Below are 18,969 nucleotides of genomic sequence, written 5' to 3'. Positions count from 1 at the left end.
TTGATACAAGCACGTATTAAGGGGTATGATAACATCGCCGCTCTTATAAAATTAGATGAGAACACGACATGCACCCAGCATTAAAGGTGGTGGCTCTTGGCATTGCTCTCGTGGCAGGTTTTTATGGGCCGCAAGTATTTCAAAAATTTAAGTCGGTCATTGAGCACTCAACCGCCGAAGTCAACTTGGATGACTACTGCATGCTTTCAACCATATCGTGTGAGCAGGAATCCATTTCAATGTCGCTTGATCGCGAAACCGCGCAACCTCTTCTACCCACAAAGATAAAGGTCGTTTGGGAAGGGGCTGCATCTGAGACACTGATGTTATCGCTCACCGGTTTAGAAATGGAAATGGGATCAGCGCGTTTTCAATTAAAGAGCATTGGCAACAATACCTATGAAGGTGATGTGATTTTACCTGTATGTACTTTAGATAAAATGACATGGATCGGTGAACTCACTGATGGTGTCGATACTGTAAACCCTGCAATAAGGATGGCAAGATGAGTAGAAATTGGTCGTTAGCATTGGTTGTCGCTTTTGTACTTGGCTTTGGTGTCAAAAGCTATCTTGATGGGCAAAACGAAGTTCAAGAACAACACGCTGCAAAACAAGAGTTCTCCGCTACGACTCTTTTCGGCAAAGACAACCAACCAACGGAAATCTTTGACCAAACCGATGACAGAATTCGTATCGTTTACTTCGGTTTCACACGTTGCCCGGATGTATGCCCCACTTCTTTGGCTATGTTGGCCGGAGCACTTAACCAAGTTTCTGATGAAGCAAAAGCCAAGATTCGCCCAATGTTTGTTTCTCTCGATCCTGAACGTGATGCCGCTGAAGCCTCGTATGAATACGCGCAATACTTCCACCCGATGATGGAAGGACTAAGTGGTCCATTGGATGTCACAACGACTCTGGCTCATAACTACGGCGTTATTTTCAGAAAGACCAAGCTTGAAGGTTCAGAGTTGGAATACACCCTAGACCACAGCTCATATTTTTATTTTTTAAAGCCCGACGGTACCTTGATTACCAAAGTACCGCACACGTTGACGCCAGCGCCAATTGTTGAGGCTATCAACAAGCTGACGCAGTAAAACGTAAAAACAAAGAACTTACTCAATAAAGTTCAAAAAAAGTCAGGTCCCAGACCAAAAACATAAAAATTAAGGACAACAACATGAAGTTAAAAGCACTTGCTCTAGCAGGCTTATTGCTCACCCCTTTTGCTCAGGCTAGTAGCGATATTATGGTTCATGACGCGTACGCTCGTGCAACCCCGCCTTCAGCAGTGAACAGCGCGGTGTTCACGACTCTGATGAACCACAGCGATAAAGATCGCGCTATTGTTTCTGCAACAACACCTGCAGCAGGTAAAGTAGAACTTCATGATGTAATCATGGATGGCGATGTTATGAAGATGCGCCAAGTTCAAGAGATCACAATCCCAGCGAATGGTGAAGCGGTACTTAAACCTGGCAGCCTACACATCATGTTGTTCGACCTAGCAAGCAGCCTAAAAGAAGGTGAGCAAATCGAGATGACACTGACTTTCGCCAATGGTGAAACACAGACCTTCGATGCGCCGGTTAAGAAAGTAATGAGCGGCATGAAAAAGATGAATCACGATCATCATTAATCGTATTCACAATTGATAAAATCATTTAAGCCACGATGACTTCTCGCCATCGTGGCTTTTTGTTAAACTGAGTTCGCTTTTTATTCAAAGCCTGAACACATAAATAACCCAAGGAGAATAGAAGATGATTGTAATGAAAACACTAAAACTGGCAGTAAAAGTAGCGCGTTAATTTGTTTGGTTAATCAAACTTAAATACCGATGATCGACCAACTTATCGTCACCCGTGACGACAGCACACTTTTACCCGGTTTACTATTGATCGTAAGTGATCAATACCTGCATGCCCAATAGCGCATGACTAAATCCGGGGTCCTATCTATTTGAATTCGACCCAAGCTCAAACATTTTTGACGTCTCGACGCTTTTTAATCTCAGCAACTCTTTTTGGTCTCATTAACTCTTTTGATCTCATCAACAAATTGAAGTCTCACAAGAAGTTAATGCTCTCATAAGAAAAGAAAGCTCGCACGTCTGGGTAAATAGACATGAATTCACAAAACGCATTTTCTCATCCAATGTCGCTTCAACAGCTTGGATGGCAACCTGTATTCCAACAACAACTGACACTCGAAGACTATGACCATTCCGTCATTGCTCGCATTACCGCGCACCATCGCAGCGGTTATACGCTTGCGTCAGAACAAGGCGAAATCGTTCTACCCGTTCATCAAAACCAACCCGCAATGACGGTTGGCGACTGGGTGATATTAAACGTTGATTTACAATTCGACCGCTTACTTGAGCGTCGGTCTCTCTTCAGCCGTAAAGCAGCAGGCAGTCGTGTGGCAGAACAGTACATTTCAGCCAATATCGACACCGTGTTTATCGTGGTCTCGCTAAATAATGACTTTAATCTGAGCCGCATCGAACGCTATCTAGCACTCGCCAATGAAGCACAGGTTGAAGCGGTTATCGTACTTACCAAGAAAGACTTGTGTGACGACTACCAAGACAAAGTACAGCAAGTGCAAAGCTTAGATCCAATGCTGATGATCGAAGCCGTTAATAGCCTAGATCAAGACTCTACTCAAGTATTGTCGCCTTGGTGTAAAACGGGCAAAACCGTCGCTTTGATGGGTTCGTCTGGTGTCGGTAAATCGACACTCGTGAACTCGCTACTTGGTGAAACTCAACAAGAAACGGGCGGTATTCGTGAAGACGACAGCAAAGGCCGTCATACAACCACGTCACGATCGCTCCACTTTCTAACGTCGGGCGGTTTATTGCTCGATACTCCTGGTATGCGAGAGTTACAACTCGCCGATTGTGCTGAAGGAGTAAGTGAAACTTTTTCTGATGTGGAAGAATTGGCGATGCATTGTCGCTTTTCTGATTGCAGCCATGAGTCAGAACCAGGATGCACAATACGCAAGGCCATTGAAAGCGGTGAGCTTTCTGAAAGACGATTCTCTAACTATGAGAAGTTACTCAGAGAGCAAGCAAGAAATGGAGCCTCATTGGCAGAGCAGAGAGCGAGCAGTAAACAGCTTTCTAAAATGTACAAAACCGTGCAGTCAGAGAGCCGTAATATCAAAAAATCGCCTAAATAGCCGATTATTGAATTAGGTTTACAACACGTAAATAAGCCCCATGTCCCTATCGCGTATTAGCTCATTAATTCATGAGCTCTTTAACGCATTGGGCTGGGGCTTTTTGTATCAGCGGGGCTTCTTTGTATTAACAGGTCTTCTTTGTATCAACAGGAACTCAATGGGATCATTTCTGCACACAATGATCTTGCTAATCGACTCTGACGGCATCAGAACCAGAACATTGACCCGAATGAGTATTATCATGCAGATTTATATCTCAACAAGAGCACAAAAATTTAACATTTAGCTCTAAAAACACCACGTAGCGCAAACAATCACCCTAAAAGTAAACTATTCCTAGACACCCTCTTAGATCCCGCTAATATGACCGCCCATTCCACTAGTGTATAGTTGGATTTGGTACAACTTTATAAAAAAATACATCACTATAATAAATTAACAATTGCAGGTATTTTATGCAAAATCACAACATGCTCGCCCGCATCGCTCGTGGAAATCTCGTTCTACAGATCCTTGCTGGTATTGTTTTCGGTGTCGTTCTCGCCATGGTTTCTCCTTCAGCAGCTCAAGATGCAGGCCTATTAGGTAGTCTGTTTGTTGGTGCTCTGAAAGCTGTTGCCCCAATTTTAGTATTCATTCTTGTTGCAGCTTCTATCGCAAACCAAAAGAAAGGTCAGCATACTCATATGCGTCCAATCATTGTGCTTTACCTGATTGGTACGTTCTCTGCAGCACTAACTGCTGTAGTACTGAGCTTCATGTTCCCAACCACTTTGACACTGGTTGCTGGCGCTGAAGGTGCTAACCCTCCTCAAGGTATTGCAGAAGTTCTTCATACGCTTCTATTCAAGCTTGTAGATAACCCAGTTAGCGCACTAATGAACGCTAACTACATCGGTATTCTTGCTTGGGCTATCGGTCTTGGTCTTGCTCTGCACCACGCATCAGCAACAACAAAAGCGGTTTTCGAAGACCTTAGCCACAGTGTTTCACACATTGTTCGCTTCATTATTCGTCTTGCGCCATTCGGTATCTTCGGCCTTGTTTCGACTACATTCGCAACTACGGGCTTCGATGCACTAGCAAGCTACGGTCAACTGCTAGCGGTTCTACTAAGCTCAATGCTGATCATTGCTCTTGTCGTTAACCCACTGCTTGTCTTTGTAAAGACAAAACAGAACCCATACCCACTTGTACTGCAATGTATTCGTGAATCTGGTGTAACGGCATTCTTCACTCGTTCAAGCGCTGCAAACATCCCAGTGAACATGAACCTTTGTAAGAAGCTAGAGCTAGATGAAGATACTTACTCTGTATCAATCCCTCTAGGCGCAACCATCAACATGGCGGGTGCTGCAATCACCATCACTGTGTTAACGCTTGCAGCTGTACACACAATGGGTATTGAGATTGATATCTTCACTGCGATCCTACTAAGCCTTGTTGCTGCAATTTCAGCATGTGGCGCATCAGGCGTTGCCGGTGGTTCACTGCTACTGATTCCTCTAGCTTGTGGCCTATTCGGTATCTCAAACGATGTAGCGATGCAGGTTGTAGCGGTTGGTTTCATCATTGGTGTGATTCAAGATTCGGCTGAAACAGCGCTTAACAGCTCAACTGACGTCGTGTTCACTGCGGCTGTATGTAAAGCTGAGCAAAACAAAGCTTAACAGCTCTTGGGTATTAGGCTTAAGCTCTAAGCTCTAAAAGCAAATAGCACACAAATAAAAAGGGAAGCATTCGCTTCCCTTTTTTGTTGTCTTGGTTTTCTAGATTACGGCTAGGAGCTATATAGATTTATAGATTTATAGATTTATAGCTTTATAGCTTTATAGCTTTATAGCTTTATAGCTTCACAGCTTTAGTCATTCTTGTCTAACTCATCAAAGCTAACCAACACGTTTTAGTGGTTGCTTTTCCAGCTTGGATCCACTGTTGCCTGACTGAAGTCTAGAGAGTTAGGGCTTGCTTCTTTGTTATGCGTTGCTTGATCGCTGGATGACCCTTGATTCGCAGCACCGCTATCATGGTTTGGCGTCGCCTGCTGGCTGTAATCGACGTTAGAACCTTGCTCACTCGACGCTTTGGTCTCTAAATGATTACCATCGACATTTAACTCCTCACCTTCTTCATCGGACGCTTCTTTAACCTTCTTAGGGACAGGGACATTGCGTTTGTAGAGCTTGTTGAGCGCCTTAATGATTGAGTGCTTAGTGATTGCTTCTTGGGTCAACTTAGTCATTATCGGTTTAGTCAGAGCTTGTAAGCCCACGACAGCATCCACACCAAGTTCCCCGCCGACTTTATCCCTCAAATGCTTGGCTTCTGAGTAACCAAAATGAGCCGATAAAAATAGCCAGATATAAGCAATGGCATTGCCGTGTTCACCATGGTCAATCCAAGCTTCACCTGCTCTAAACATGGCTTCTGCACTGTTCTTTTCTGCGGCCGTCTCAAACCAGTAAACAGCCTCGCCATGGTTAGGCTCAACACCCACACCGTTCAAATAACTCATACCAAGTTTGATCTTGCCGTCTAAGCTATTCTTTTCCGCGGCCTTTTGGTACCACTCGACAGAGCTTTCGGCAGAGTAGTCTGGGTTTTCTTTATCTAGACACCAGTCACCGATAAACAGCATTGCTTCAGTATTACCACCAGCCGCAGATTCTTCGATATAGGTGTAACCTTTAGGGATGTTTTTATCAGTTCCACGACCAAAGACAAGCGCTTTGCCCATCTCAAATTTCGCAGACACGTCATTGTCCAATGCGGATATCGCAAGCTGCCAAAAGTTGGCTTTCTCTCTTAAAATCAGGTCTTCTTTACGCTTCATACTCAGGCGCACAATGCCATACATACCATTGATATTATCGAGTTGTGCCGCTTTGTCGTACCAATACAGAGCTTCCTTAATATTGTTACGTTCAGCTTCTTTTGCCAAATACAGTATCGACGGTACATGCCCAGTTTCGGCTTTGAAGTGACGCTCTTTTTGCTCTTGTATGCGCGCTTTTTCAATCGCTTTTCGATAAGCGACAGCACGAGCCTTACGTTCTTGTTCCAAGCGCTGCTTTCTTAGCGATAAAGAGATCAGCCACACGGCGACAAGTATTAACGAAAGAGCCGTCGCACCAATTGCGATTCCCATTGTACTCATAAAATATTTTAACCTAACTCGGCTGATACTAGCCTCGATATCGGGAAAGTGATCAACCCATAGTGAATGGTATGTTTCTAATTACAGGGAAAAGCGCCGTTATTAAAACGTTCCGCCCTAAAATGAACTCAGTTCAGTATCTCAGGAATACATAGCGATAAAAAGTCTACTAAGACCTATCCTTATGCACTCCATAAATGGTGTAATCTTGCTTCAATAGAGTTCGATAATGAAGACCACCTTTGAGCAAAATAATCTTAAAAAACGATAACGAAATTGATGAATACCTATCAGCAATTTCATGTCGCTGTAGTTAGTTCAGTTGGCCGTATATGTAAGCCAGTTCAGCAACCGTTTTAGCAGAAAATTTCTTCATTAAACTCGCTCGGTGTACTTCTACCGTTCTCATCGCGATACATAATTCATCGGCAATTTTCTGGTTACGTTTGCCGTCGATAATCTGCTTAAGAATATCGATTTCTCGCTCAGTTAACGACGCATACGCTTGGCGATACACATTCATGTGTAAATGCTTTTCAGAAGCGTCCAAACCTTGCTTGATCGCCTCAGCTAACTCACTGCCTTTAACTGGCTTTTGAAAGAAGTTCACCGCACCGGCTTGCAATGCCTCGACCGCCATTGGTACATCACCGTGACCCGTCAGATAGATCACCGACAGTGGGCTCTGCGCCTTCACCATCAACTCATGAACTTGTTGCCCTCTCATTTCAGGCATTCGGCTGTCTAACACCACGCAACCTGGCGCACTCAAATCCACTGAGTCCAGAAAGCTCGGGCCATCTTCATAGGCTGACACCGTAAAATCATGCTCTTCCAATAAGAACACCAATGAGTCACGCATCGACTCATCGTCATCAACCACATAGACCGGCAACGTTTGATGAAGTTCAGACATAACAAGATTCCTTATGAATCATTTGAAAGAGAAAAAGGCAACGTCACTGCGACGTGACAGCCATGAGGAGTTAATGATTTGATGGCCATTTGGCCGCTGTGGTCTTCAATCACATCTTGGCAAATCGCAAGCCCTAACCCCAAGCCGTTTTCTTTGCTACTCACAAAGGCTTGAGTGACTTGTTGCTCGGTGAAATCTAAGCCCGTGCCGTTATCGATAACCGACAGCATCATTTTATCCGGTTGATACTCGGTAATCACTTTAATTGTCGATGGTTCGTTGTTTTTGTTATCAATATCAGACGTAGCACTTTGTTCGCGATGCTGTTGAGCATTACACGCATCAGTCGCATTGTTTATCAGGTTTACAATCACTTGCTGCAATCCGACAGGGTCAACATACAGTTGGATAGGCTTACCTACAGCGTAGCGCTCAATGGTTATCTTGTGTTTCTGTAATCGAAATTGCAGTAGCTCGATAGTGTCTGTGAGTAACTGCTCGATATCAGTCCGTGACTTTTCCGATGAACGTTTCTTTATCATGTTTCTCAAGCGTTGAATGATCGCATCAGCACGATCCACTTGAGACTGGATCTTCTCAAATACAGGTTCTATGTCAGTCAGCGGTTTGTTCTTTGAAATCCGCAGTAAACCACCTTCGCTATAATTCCGAATAGCAGCCAAAGGTTGATTGATCTCGTGTGCCAAACTGCTGCCCAACTCACCGACTACCGCGATACGTTGAGAGTGCTCTAGCTGTTCACTCTTATTTTTCAGCTTGTACAGCGTCGCTTCTAGTTGTTTTTTGCTGCGACTGAATTTGTACTCCAACCAGAAGTGGTAAGCATTCAGCGACACGACAAGAATAAAGAACGCCCATGCCCACTGTTGATTGTACTTAAGCCAGATTAACGCTTCTTTCCACCAAGGTTGTTGCAGTGGGTGCATGTCGAGTTGCTGATAAAGCTTGTCAATTGAAAGCAGGCTAGTGGGTGACGTCCAACCCGAGGCATTCGCTGCAATGGCTGGCGCACTGCTCTTTGGCATTGAAAACAGCACCTGACTCATTTGCTTCGCTAATGCCGAAGAGGCTCGCTCTGTTTTAGCAAACGACCAGTTGGAATACAAAGGCGTAGATACTTGGCAACGGAATCCTTCAGGCGCTTGGTTTTCAATAACTCTATATTGTCCCGCCACCAGCAAACCGTCACTGATCATGTTCTCAACCAAGCAAGCAGGCACTACAGCCGCTTCAATATGCCCTTCACGCAGTTGATACAAACTAGCGTCGATAGGGAAACCTAAGAATTGCGTATTCGAGAAAAAGCGGTTGGGATTGAGCCCTTGTTGCATCACTTGGTAACGCATAGTGAGGTAACCACCAAAAGCATTTTCCGATACTGCCGCAATCGGCTTACCGCTGAGTTGTTCGAGAGAGATATAAGGCGATATTCTTCTCACCACTAAGGCGGAACCAATGCTGCGTGTATTACTGGTGCCTTGAGCTTCAACGTTATGACTGGTCATGGTCGCCATCCAAGAAAGCGCATACTGGCGTCCTAATCGAACCGCCTGACCTGGATTAGTAATAACAAAATCGACAGTGACCCCTTTCACCGCTTCAGCCATCTCTTCCAAATTGAAAGGCTTGAGGACAAAGTGCTTACCCGCAATACGATCCGACAGCCAATCCATTGTCGGCTGCCAACGCTGTTGAGCGGAAAGCTTACCTCGAGTCGCCAACACGCCAACTTCTATGATTTGCTCAGACTCAACAGTGCTTGTCGTTGTAATCTCTTGCTCCGATTGAGCAGCTAAACACGCGCCTGCGGTTAGGCTTAACCAGCAAAGGCTAATGATTGTCACTAGTTTTCGAACGGTCACTGAAATCTCTTTCTCCAAACGGACTGTTTATTCAATTTATTCTCTCGTTATTTCACTTCGTCTTTACGCTGACGATTTGTTTAACGCTTAGATCATGCTCTAGAGCACTTTAAATAAACCACTAAAACAAAGCATAACAGCTAGATAGCGAAAACCACATTTGTTCTAGATCAACTTTGATCTGGGTATGTGGAAATCCACAATACCCCGAGTACGGCCAAAATCTGACAATGAGCTCAACAGAACGAATACCCATTTATAGGTACCTCTATGGACTCATTGAAAAGACGGTTTCTCAGCCAATTCGGCAAGGTTTCCGCTGGTGCTGCGCTCATTCCCATTGCCGGAATCAACACCGCAGTCGCGAGCACAGTCATTCGCAATAACAACCAACCTGACCGCAAAGGCGAAATAGGTAAACGCTACGCGATGGCGATTGATTTACGTAAGTGCGTTGGCTGCCAGGCGTGTACTGTTGGCTGTAGCGTTGAAAACCAAGCGCCGATTGGCCAGTTCAGAACCACTGTAAAACAGTATGAAGTCTCCCTTGATGATGGTTCGACAGCTCAACAAGACGTGAAATCTTTCATGTTGCCTCGCCTTTGTAATCACTGTGACAACGCACCCTGCATCAAGGTTTGCCCTGTTCAAGCGACCTTCCAACGTGAAGATGGCATCGTGATGGTCGACAACGAACGCTGCGTTGCGTGCGCTTATTGTGTTCAAGCTTGCCCTTACGATGCACGCTTCATTAACAACGACACGCTTACCGCTGACAAATGCACCTTTTGTGCACACCGCCTTGAAGACGGCTTACTGCCCGCTTGTGTCGAAACCTGTGTTGGTGGCGCGCGTGTCATTGGCGACCTTAAAGATCCAAACAGTGAGATCAACCGCCTGATCAATGAAAACCAAGACGACATCAAGGTGCTTAAACCAGAGCAGAATACCAACCCCCATGTTTTCTATATCGGCATGAACGAGCGATTCGTTAGCCACATTGAAGGCCAACCTGCGATTTATGATCCAGCCGCCATCGATAACTCATCCTCTAGCAAACAAGAATTGGCAATCGCGACACAAGGCAAACAAGGAGAGACAGCATGAATATCACTGAGGTGTTAGTCCCCGCTCAAGATATCGCTTGGCTACCGTGGGCGGTTCAATATTTCTTCTACATCGGTTCGGCTTATGCGGCGGCTATTCTGTTTTTAATTGCACTGATATTCAAAAACTCAACCAGTCATCAATTCCGTTCTGCCCTTGTGCTTGTGATGGCCATCGGCGCGATTGTTGGGCCATTAGCATTAACCGGTGATTTGCACCAACCGGGACGTGCTTGGCACTTCTACGCCCACATCACGCCTTGGTCATGGATGTCATTAGGCTCTTTGTTTCTACCTCTATTCTCTGGGCTAGCTGTCGCGACTGCTTGGGTTTACCTGCGTGACGACATCGCACAACTTAAGGAAAGTGAAAACCCACTTCTAAAACATTTGGCTTGGCTGACGCTAGGTCAATGGCAAATATCGTCAAAGCTGATGATTGCACTCGCTGCTGTGACGGCTATTTCGGGCCTAAGCATCGCGCTTTACACAGGCGCAGAGATTGCGATTTTGGCGAGCCGACCGCTTTGGCATCAACCGGCTTCTCCACTACTTTGGTTCACGACCGCATTCTTTGCTGCAACGGGCTTAACTCTGTTAATTTGGGCTCTGCAGCCTTCAAGCAAACCAAGCTTAAAACCAACAGACCTAGCTCTGATACAAAGAACCATTACCTTAACAGGTGGCCTTGCCATCATTCTCACGTCGATTTGGGCATCTAACCATGGTCACTTCAATCTCTACGAGAACAACGCTTGGGGAATCAATCTAGGCATCATGACCACTAGTATTTTGCTGTGTATGATCTTAGTTCTCCCCCTACAACGCTTATCGCAAAGCAAGCTAGGAATCATCTGTGTAGCACTTGCGACCATGATTTCAGCATGGGCGGTACGTTGGGTCACCATGATGGAAGTTCAAACCATTCCACGTTTTGATGTAGGCCCATTCCCTTATGAACTGCCAATGGGTAGCGCTGGGTTACTTGGCATTATTGGTATGTGTGGCCTTTGGTTAGCGCTTGCGTTGTTCGCTTCTGAAATCGTGTCTACGCGAACTATTGGGTCTACAAGAGCAACTGGCTCTGCGCCAAAGACAACATCAAAGCCAAACCAAAATACACCTTCACCACTTAACCGCTCACATAGCTTGTAGTCTGAGGAATCATCATGGATAACAAACGTCGTCAATTTTTGAAAACAGGCCTTGCCGCCGGTGGTGTTGGAGCTTTTGCTGCAGGTTATGCGACAACCACAAAGCATATGGTTCACGGTGCTATTGATGGCACCGCAGGTAAGAAAACCAATCACATCCATCACGGTAACTCGCTCGAGACGGAATACAGTGTCGATGAGCAAGGTAAGATCTCACCGAATCCGAACCAGCGCGTGGCACCATCAATGTGTTTTGGCTGCTGGACATTGTGTGGCTTGCGTGTACGTATCGATAATCGCAATGACGAGATTTTGCGCATCTCGGGCAACCCGTACCACCCGCTATCAAGCGACCAACAGATCCCGTTCAAAACGCCCGTAAAAGACGCCTACATTGGCTTGTCTGGTGAATCCGGCATCAATAACCGTTCGACAGCCTGCGCCCGCGGTAACGGCATGTTAGAGATTCAAAACAGCCCATACCGAATCACTCAACCGTTAAAACGCGTTGGTAAACGAGGTGAAGGCAAGTGGGAACCGATCAGCTACGAACAACTCATCTCTGAGATCACCGAAGGTGGTGACTTATTCGGTGAAGGCGAAGTTGAGGGCTTACGATCGATTCGCGACATCGAAACACCACTCGATCCAAACAACCCTGAATACGGACCAAAAGCCAACCAACTGCTTGTGACCAATGCCGGTAATGAAGGCCGTGACGACATCTTGAAGCGCTTTGCATTTAACAGCTACGGCACTCGCAACTTTGGTCACCACGGCTCTTACTGTGGCTACGCGTTCCGCGCAGGTTCAGGTGCGATCATGAATGATCTAGACAAGTTCTCGCACTTAAAGCCAGACTTCAACAACGCAGAGTTCATACTTTTCATCGGTATGTCTCCGGCTCAAGCAGGCAACCCGTTTAAGCGCCAAGCAAGACAACTGGCTGAGGCTCGTACCAACGGAAAACTGAGCTACACCATAGTGACACCAAGCCTTCCTGCAGGTTCGTCAAGCCTTGCGGCGGGCGATCGCAACAACTGGCTACCGATCAAACCGGGCACCGATTCAGCATTAGTTCTGGGCATGATCCAATGGATCATCGAGAACCAGCGCTACAATCACGACTTCTTATCTCGCCCAAGCGCGCAAGCGATGCACAAAGCAGGTTCCACACACTGGTGTAATGCATCTCACCTTGTGATCAGTGACGAGTCGCACCCACAAAATGGGCGTATGCTTCGCGCATCGGATGTGGGTTTGCTAGAAACAGGCGAACCGATGTCTGACGATGATGGATTTATCGCACTAGATGTGACAACGTCACTAATTTCATCACATATTCAGGTGAATGAAGCGGCGCTGTTCGTCGATAAAGACGTAGAAATCGATGGTCAAACCGTTCGTGTGAAGTCTTCTCTACAAAGATTAAAAGAAGAAGCCTTCAAATATGACCTTGCTTACTACAGTGAGCAGTGCGAAATCCCACAAGACCAGATTATTGCACTAGCGAAACGCTTCACCAGCTACGGAACGAAAGCAGTTGTTGATACTCACGGTGGCAACATGCACACCAACGGCTTCTACAACTCGTTCTCTATCCTAATGCTGAACGCGCTGATCGGTAACATCAATGCAAAAGGCGGTGCGATGGCGAAAGCGGGTGGCTACCCAACTTCTGTTGCAGGCCCTCGCTACGACTTTACCAAGTTCAAGGGTAAGACTAAGCCTCAAGGTGTGTTCTTATCTCGCAGCAAATTTCCGTACCACAAGACCAGCGAATACAAGCGTCGCGTTGCTGCAGGTGAATCACCTTACCCAACTCGCGCGCCGTGGTACCCAATCTCTGCGCCACTTTTAACCGAGCACCTATCAGCTGCGATTGATGGCTACCCTTACCGAGCAAAGGCATGGATCAACCACATGGCGAACCCACTTTATGGTGTTCCGGGTTTAGACAACTTGCTAGGTGAGAAGCTTAAGGATCCCAAACAGCTTGGCTTGATCGTGTCTATCGATGCCTTTATCAATGAGACCACAGCATTATCGGATTACCTCGTACCAGACACGGTGACCTACGAAAGCTGGGGCATGGCAACCCCGTGGCATGGCGTCGCGACTAAAGCGATCACCGCTCGTTGGCCGATTGTCGAACCTAAAACCTCACGCACTCAAGATGGACGTGCCATCAACCTAGAGAACTTCTTTATTGATCTGGCGAAAACACTGGGGTTAGGAGGCTTCGGCGACAACGTAATCAAAGATAGCCAAGGTAACTGGCACGGTATTCATAGCGCTGAAGACTTCTACCTGCGCTCGGCTGCTAACTTGGCGTTCGTAAAAGGTGGTGTTCCGAATGTAGACGCCGAAGATATAGTTTGGTCTGGTCTAGAGCGCCTAGTGCCTGTGATGAACAAAACGCTTAAACCAGAAGAGATGCTCAAAGTGGCATATATCTTTGCGCGTGGCGGTCGTTTTGAAGACGCAACCAATGCGTATGCCAATGAAACTATGAAGTACAAATGGACCAAGCCATTGGCTATCTGGAATGAAAAGCTTGGTACTTCTCGCAACACTATCAGTGGTGAGCAGTACATGGGTTGCCCGACTTGGTATCCACAGAAGCTGGCAGACGGCACGCCATTGGCAGAGCAGTTCCCAGCAAAAGAGTGGCCGTTCACCCTGACCAACTTTAAGTCCAACATTCACAGTGCGGTGTCTAACTTGTCACCACGCTTAGAGTCCATTAAGGGCGTGAATCCGGTTTACATCCACCCAAAAGACGCCTCTTCTTCTGGCATCAAAACTGGTGACGTATTTGCCATTGAAACACCAAGTTCAACCACACACGCGTTGGCGATGGTTATTGATGGTATCAAGCCGGGAACATTAGGCTTTGAACACGGCTTTGGACACAAAGAACTCGGTGAGCGTGCCCACTGGATTGGTGACACACAACAACCAGTGAAAATGAAGTCAAACGATGGCGTTAACATCAATGATATTGGCTTGATTGATCCGACGAGAGAAGGCAAAGGCGTGATGCTTGATTGGGTTGTGGGCGCAGCGGCAAGACAAGCGCTTCCGGCTAAGATCTACAAAGTCTAATCAGTGATCCAATACCTATCCCTAATCATGTCTGAATAGGGACAAAACAGAGCAACTTCGTCATTCGAAGTTGTTCTGCTTTTTAACAGCCAATACATCGGCAGCACCCAATCGGCAACATTCAATCCAACCCGCAAACTCACTTCACTTCTATTCTCTTGTCTTCTCTTCTTTTCACCGTAACTTTTTTAGCCAGCCTCTATAAAGCGGCTATGCTTATACAATCGGTGCCATAAAAGAGCCTTAACAAGCAGTTACACCGAGGCGAACATGGCAGTTCCCTTGCACTTCGTTAGCAGCAGTTGGATTCGCCTATCGAAATTCACATCAATACCATTATGGTAACTGAGGTTATTAATGTGAGACTTACCTCAAGTTCCAAGTGAATTAATGTGGAAATCCACAATAGCGCGAACATCCAATTATGTCGAAAATGCGTGCATTACAACCAATAGCGACGCCTCATGATTAAGCTGAACATAAAAACTCAAACTCTAACGCTTTGCATCGCTGCTCTGGGAAGCCTTTCTTTATCCGGTTTTGCACAAGCAGCGCCTAACCCAATGCCAGAAGCCGCAGAAACCTGTAGCGGTTGCCACCAAGCAGACGCTAAAGGCATGCCCAACATCGCCCCTATGCTTGCAGGGCTCAATGCGGACTACCTAGAACATCAACTGGTCTTATTCTCAAGTGGCGAGCGTCAAAGCGCGATCATGAAGGGAATGGCTGACGGTGTGTCTGATCCTGCGATTCGTCGTGAGGTTGCAGAATACTTCGCATCATTACCGTCATACGAATTCAGCGACTTAGAACAGCGCGGCTCACAAGCCGATATTGATAATCCTTATCGTAAGCTGGTTTTCCAAGGCGATTGGGATAGAAACATTCCAGCTTGTGCAACCTGTCATGGGCCAAGTGGTATGGGCGTAGACAAGTTCCCTCGCCTAGCGAGCCAGCACGCCGACTACATTCAAACTCAGCTCAACGCTTGGAAAAACGGCACTCGTAAGGGTGATGATTTGAACATGATGGGCAACATCGCGGGCAAGTTAACCGACGATGAGATCAAAAACCTGTCTTACTACTTCGCCTCTTTCCGATACTAAAGGGCTCGCATGAAAACACTACTTCTAATTACCGCAACCCTTGCCTCTGGAATCGCTTATGCCGAAGCTGAGTTGCCCGATCGCCAAACCGAATTACCAGCCGTTGAGAAGCCTCAAGATAACAAATATCTGGTGCCACGAGACTTGGTAGATATTCCTGCAGGGGAGTTTGGCGACAAAGTAAAACTGGGTTATTCGCTGTTTGTCGATTCACAACAGATGCGTGGTACGTTCGTAGGCAATGAACAAAACTGTGTCAACTGCCACATGCAAGCGGGCATGAAACCAAATGCTGCGCCTCTTTGGGGAGCGTATATGGCTTACCCTGCGTATCGCTCTAAAAATGACAAAGTAAACAGCTACGCAGAACGTATCCAAGGCTGTTTCACTTACTCAATGAATGGTTTACCACCAGCAGTGGGCTCAAAAGAGATGGTCGCGCTAACTGCTTACTCGTACTGGTTGGCAATGGGCGGTATCTTGGATAAGAACGGCATGCAAGACACACCCGTTCCTGAGATTAGCGATGCAGATTTACAAGTCGGCGGAAAAGCAGAAAGCTTCCCTCTTCCTGAAGAGCTGCTAAGCAAATACCCAATCGATGACCGCAGCAAGCTTGCAGGTCGCGGCTACCCTAAAATTGCCAACCCTGAACAAGAGCCATCGATAGCGCGTGGAGAAAAGGTTTACCAAACCAGCTGCCAAACCTGTCATGGCCAAAATGGCGAAGGCATTAAAGGGGCGGATGGTCGCTCATACCTACCACCTCTTTGGGGCGAGAATTCGTTCAACTGGGGCGCAGGTATGCACCGTGTAAATACAGCAGCCTACTTCATCTACGAAAACATGCCGCTTGGGAAGAGCGAACAACTTTCGATTCAGGATGCATGGGATGTGGCAGCGTTTGTAAACAGTCATGAACGCCCACAAGATCCTAGATACAAGGGTGATGTTGCCGGCAATGCTAAGCGTTACCACAACCACCAAGGTTACTATGGTAAAGAAGTCGACGGTAATGTTCTGGGTTCAAAAGCCTACCCAAGTGGTAAAGAAGTGATTCATGAGCATTGATAGGCATTAGTAAAAAGAGCCGTTCACGCCAGCTATAGCTAAGCTTTACATTGTAAATCAGTTATAGCTGGAAGAATAAAAAGGAGCCAGATCGTTCGACGTTCTGGCTCCTTTTTTATGTTTGAACGATTAGAAAAACAACTAACCTTGCTGCATCTTTTCCCAAATGGTCGGAGAGCCAATATAGTCTTGAACCGTAGTGATGAATTCTTTGACTAGTTTGGTCTGCTTACGGTGCGGATAGACAGCGTAGATTGCGGTATCAATCGTAGAGATCGGATAATCCGGCAGTAAAGTGACCAAGCCAAGTTCTTTCATTGAGGCATACAGGTTTGATTGATCAAGGAAGCCATAACCTAGACCATCTTTCACACAAGACACCATAGTACGAACATCACTCACCTTATAGTTGCCACGAATCGTTAGGCTCTGGAAGGTATTACCTCCCGGCTCTTCACTAATGCGCAGATGGTCGACCGTCATATCACCATTGGTATAAATCACCGCAGGTAGAGCGAGTAGATCTTGTGGCGTTTTCGGTTCACCGTGCTCCTTCACAAAATCGTTCGACGCGACCAACATGAAGTTACTGTCAGCAATCTTCTTCGCAATCAAATTCGATTCAACAAGCTTACTGAAGCGAAACGCGATATCAAACTGCCCTGCAATAATATTGGCGATCTTATCGTCTAGTGAAAGTACGATCTGAACATCAGGGTACTTTCTCATGAACTGAGTGATGATAGGTTGCAGATATTGCTGCCCAAAATAGATCGGTGAGGTAATTCGCAGAACGCCTTTGGGCTCTGATTGGTATGAATCTGCGATGCCTTGAATCTGATTAATGGTGTCTTTCAGCACATAGGTTTGTGCGAGAATATCTTCCCCTGCCGACGTCAACGAAAACGAACGTGTCGAACGGTTCAGCAGCTGAACACCTAAATCTTGCTCGAGCCTTTTGATCTGTTTAGAGAGCGATGAATTGTCCATATCATGCAAGGTTGCCGCTTTGGTAAACGACCCTTGTTGAACCACATCTAAGAACAATAACAACTGATTGGTATTTGGCACTACGCCTCTCCTGAAATAAAACTCGACTAGCGTTCGTCTTTAGGGGTATCCATCACAACCATAGTCGTAATAGATTGCACCTGAGCACATTCCCCAAGCACATCGGCATGAAACTTCTTATAGCCCGGTAGATCTTTGGTTTCTACCCTTAGCAAGTACTCGTTGGCACCGGTAATGTTGTGGCACTCCACTACCTCTTTTTCCATACTGACATGCTGTTCAAACTCCAGCTGAGCCGCTTTGCTGTGGCTTGATAAACCAATCGAAACATAAGCAATAAAACCGACCCCCATCAGCCCATTATCCAGAACCGCACGGTAACCTTGAATGACACCTCTACGCTCAAGATCTTGTACTCGCCTTAAGGTCGCAGAAGCCGACAAGCCAATCCGTTCTGAAAGCTCAATGTTGGAGATTCTGCCGTCCAATTTAAGCTCTTGCAATATCCTTTCGTCAAATCTATCCATAACTACTTATTATTGTGCATTAAGTGATAATAGATGAAATAAAAGCACATAATTGCCTCACTTTCCACCTACTATGTTTCTCAACACGTGAAAGTCATGACCGGTCAGTCACTTCGTTCATTTTTTTGCTGGAGAACCATAATGCCTTTAGAACAACTTAGCGCACTTGCATTGTTTGCGTTTGTCTCGACCTTCACGCCGGGTCCAAATAACATCATGCTCATGACATCAGGAGCAAATGTTGGCTTCGCCCGCACTATTCCGCACATGCTTGGTATTGCTCTGGGGTTTGCAGCCATGTTACTGCTGGTTGGCTTCGGTTTAATGGGAATTTTCAACGCGTACCCAGTTACTCACCAAATACTGAAATACCTAAGCCTTGCTTACCTCGTGTACCTTGCAATCAAGATAGCATTGAGCGGCAAAGCCAAAAGCAGCGAGGCTTATAAGCCAATGACCTTCATCGGCGCAGCAAGTTTTCAGTGGGTGAACCCTAAAGGTTGGTCGATGGCGCTGACGGCGATATCCGTTTATAGCAGCGGCAGTTCATGGTGGGAGCTTGCAATCATCGCAGGTATCTTCACGCTAGCCAACTTGCCTTCTGTGACCTTCTGGACGGCAGCAGGCAAGCAACTGCAACACTGGCTAACAACACCCGTCCGCATCAAAAGCTTTAACTACGGTATGGCAGGTTTGCTGTTAGCCTCAACGATTCCGATGTTGTAACCAG

At 46.3% G+C, this 18,969-nt stretch carries 16 protein-coding genes; 11 read left to right on the top strand and 5 right to left on the bottom strand.

Annotated features, from left to right (window positions below):
- The first annotated feature begins 68 nt into the window (after positions 1–68).
- From M4S28_RS19855 to sstT, 5 genes are all read left to right on the top strand, one after another.
- The gene (locus M4S28_RS19855) at positions 69–509 is read left to right on the top strand and encodes a hypothetical protein (protein ID WP_102448285.1); all 441 of its coding nucleotides are present in this window, start codon (positions 69–71) and stop codon (positions 507–509) included.
- Entirely contained in the window at positions 506–1,102 is a 597-nt protein-coding gene (locus M4S28_RS19850) for an SCO family protein (protein WP_004732104.1), read from the top strand. Before M4S28_RS19855 ends, M4S28_RS19850 begins: the two co-directional genes overlap by 4 nt.
- 83 nt (positions 1,103–1,185) lie before the next feature.
- Positions 1,186–1,644: a copper chaperone PCu(A)C gene (locus M4S28_RS19845; protein ID WP_017061862.1), complete on the top strand. Its 459-nt coding sequence runs from the start codon at positions 1,186–1,188 to the stop codon at positions 1,642–1,644.
- Positions 1,645–2,132: 488 nt separating this feature from the next.
- Positions 2,133–3,197 carry a ribosome small subunit-dependent GTPase A gene (gene rsgA, locus M4S28_RS19840; protein WP_249633614.1) on the top strand — a complete coding sequence of 355 codons (1,065 nt, stop codon included), beginning with the start codon at positions 2,133–2,135 and terminating at the stop codon, positions 3,195–3,197.
- A 458-nt stretch (positions 3,198–3,655) separates the two neighbouring features.
- Positions 3,656–4,870 (top strand): serine/threonine transporter SstT, encoded by a 1,215-nt coding sequence (gene sstT / locus M4S28_RS19835; RefSeq protein ID WP_004732110.1) that lies wholly within the window; start codon positions 3,656–3,658, stop codon positions 4,868–4,870.
- A 233-nt stretch (positions 4,871–5,103) separates the two neighbouring features.
- Here the strand turns inward: sstT and M4S28_RS19830 are convergent, their stop codons facing one another.
- The 3 genes from M4S28_RS19830 to M4S28_RS19820 form a co-directional block, all read right to left on the bottom strand.
- Positions 5,104–6,348 (bottom strand): tetratricopeptide repeat protein, encoded by a 1,245-nt coding sequence (locus M4S28_RS19830; protein WP_249633746.1) that lies wholly within the window; start codon positions 6,346–6,348, stop codon positions 5,104–5,106.
- A gap of 322 nt (positions 6,349–6,670) precedes the next feature.
- Entirely contained in the window at positions 6,671–7,273 is a 603-nt protein-coding gene (locus M4S28_RS19825) for a response regulator transcription factor (RefSeq protein WP_017058839.1), read from the bottom strand.
- A gap of 11 nt (positions 7,274–7,284) precedes the next feature.
- Complete coding sequence (locus M4S28_RS19820; RefSeq protein ID WP_249633613.1) at positions 7,285–9,156, bottom strand: sensor histidine kinase; 1,872 nt, start codon at positions 9,154–9,156, stop codon at positions 7,285–7,287.
- A gap of 270 nt (positions 9,157–9,426) precedes the next feature.
- Here M4S28_RS19820 and dsrO point away from each other — a divergent pair, with 270 nt between their 5' ends.
- The 5 genes from dsrO (at position 9,427) to M4S28_RS19795 (ending at position 16,701) form a co-directional block, all read left to right on the top strand.
- Positions 9,427–10,263, top strand: coding sequence for a sulfate reduction electron transfer complex DsrMKJOP subunit DsrO (gene dsrO, locus M4S28_RS19815; RefSeq protein WP_249633612.1), 837 nt, complete (start codon positions 9,427–9,429; stop codon positions 10,261–10,263).
- Positions 10,260–11,417 carry an NrfD/PsrC family molybdoenzyme membrane anchor subunit gene (gene nrfD, locus M4S28_RS19810; protein WP_249633611.1) on the top strand — a complete coding sequence of 386 codons (1,158 nt, stop codon included), beginning with the start codon at positions 10,260–10,262 and terminating at the stop codon, positions 11,415–11,417. Before dsrO ends, nrfD begins: the two co-directional genes overlap by 4 nt.
- 14 nt (positions 11,418–11,431) lie before the next feature.
- The gene (locus tag M4S28_RS19805; RefSeq protein WP_249633610.1) at positions 11,432–14,524 is read left to right on the top strand and encodes a tetrathionate reductase subunit A; all 3,093 of its coding nucleotides are present in this window, start codon (positions 11,432–11,434) and stop codon (positions 14,522–14,524) included.
- A 464-nt stretch (positions 14,525–14,988) separates the two neighbouring features.
- Complete coding sequence (locus M4S28_RS19800; protein ID WP_249633609.1) at positions 14,989–15,630, top strand: c-type cytochrome; 642 nt, start codon at positions 14,989–14,991, stop codon at positions 15,628–15,630.
- A 9-nt stretch (positions 15,631–15,639) separates the two neighbouring features.
- Positions 15,640–16,701 carry a c-type cytochrome gene (locus tag M4S28_RS19795; RefSeq protein ID WP_249633608.1) on the top strand — a complete coding sequence of 354 codons (1,062 nt, stop codon included), beginning with the start codon at positions 15,640–15,642 and terminating at the stop codon, positions 16,699–16,701.
- A 141-nt stretch (positions 16,702–16,842) separates the two neighbouring features.
- Here the strand turns inward: M4S28_RS19795 and M4S28_RS19790 are convergent, their stop codons facing one another.
- Both M4S28_RS19790 and M4S28_RS19785 read right to left on the bottom strand, forming a co-directional pair.
- Positions 16,843–17,772 carry a LysR family transcriptional regulator gene (locus M4S28_RS19790; protein WP_249633607.1) on the bottom strand — a complete coding sequence of 310 codons (930 nt, stop codon included), beginning with the start codon at positions 17,770–17,772 and terminating at the stop codon, positions 16,843–16,845.
- 26 nt (positions 17,773–17,798) lie between these two features.
- Positions 17,799–18,239, bottom strand: a complete 441-nt coding sequence (locus tag M4S28_RS19785; protein ID WP_102456269.1) for an Lrp/AsnC family transcriptional regulator — start codon at positions 18,237–18,239, stop codon at positions 17,799–17,801.
- A gap of 141 nt (positions 18,240–18,380) precedes the next feature.
- Between M4S28_RS19785 and M4S28_RS19780 the strand changes: the two genes are divergently transcribed.
- Positions 18,381–18,965 carry a LysE family translocator gene (locus M4S28_RS19780; protein ID WP_059017579.1) on the top strand — a complete coding sequence of 195 codons (585 nt, stop codon included), beginning with the start codon at positions 18,381–18,383 and terminating at the stop codon, positions 18,963–18,965.
- Positions 18,966–18,969: the final 4 nt, after the last annotated feature.

Source organism: Vibrio sp. J383, from assembly GCF_023503985.1.
GTDB classification, from domain to species: Bacteria; Pseudomonadota; Gammaproteobacteria; order Enterobacterales; family Vibrionaceae; genus Vibrio; species Vibrio splendidus.
Note: the sequence above shows the minus strand (reverse complement) of the source record. Positions and strands in the feature narration are given on the sequence as shown.